The organism is Massilia suwonensis (assembly GCF_042655665.1).
GTDB lineage: Bacteria > Pseudomonadota > Gammaproteobacteria > Burkholderiales > Burkholderiaceae_D > Telluria > Telluria suwonensis.
On sequence record NZ_JBHSMR010000021.1, the window covers coordinates 1 to 645 of the forward strand.

The 645-nt window shown below is 53.6% G+C and carries 1 rRNA gene; it reads right to left on the minus strand.

The annotated features are described in order from the left end of the window. Window positions 1-645, minus strand: a 23S ribosomal RNA gene (locus ACFPQ5_RS24785); the annotation flags it as partial.

The window sequence follows — 645 nt, forward strand, 5'->3', positions numbered from 1 at the left end:
AATGCATTACTGCACTTCCACACCCAGCCTATCAACGTCCTGGTCTCGAACGACCCTTCAAGGAGCTCAAGGCTCCGGGAAATCTCATCTCAAGGCAAGTTTCCCGCTTAGATGCTTTCAGCGGTTATCTCTTCCGAACTTAGCTACCCGGCAATGCCACTGGCGTGACAACCGGTACACCAGAGGTTCGTCCACTCCGGTCCTCTCGTACTAGGAGCAGCCCCCTTCAAATTTCCAACGCCCACGGCAGATAGGGACCAAACTGTCTCACGACGTTTTAAACCCAGCTCACGTACCACTTTAAATGGCGAACAGCCATACCCTTGGGACCGGCTACAGCCCCAGGATGTGATGAGCCGACATCGAGGTGCCAAACTCCCCCGTCGATATGAACTCTTGGGAGGAATCAGCCTGTTATCCCCAGAGTACCTTTTATCCGTTGAGCGATGGCCCTTCCATACAGAACCACCGGATCACTATGTCCTACTTTCGTACCTGCTCGACTTGTCGGTCTCGCAGTTAAGCACGCTTATGCCATTGCACTATTAGCACGATGTCCGACCGTACCTAGCGTACCTTCGAACTCCTCCGTTACACTTTAGGAGGAGACCGCCCCAGTCAAACTGCCTACCATGCACTGTCCCC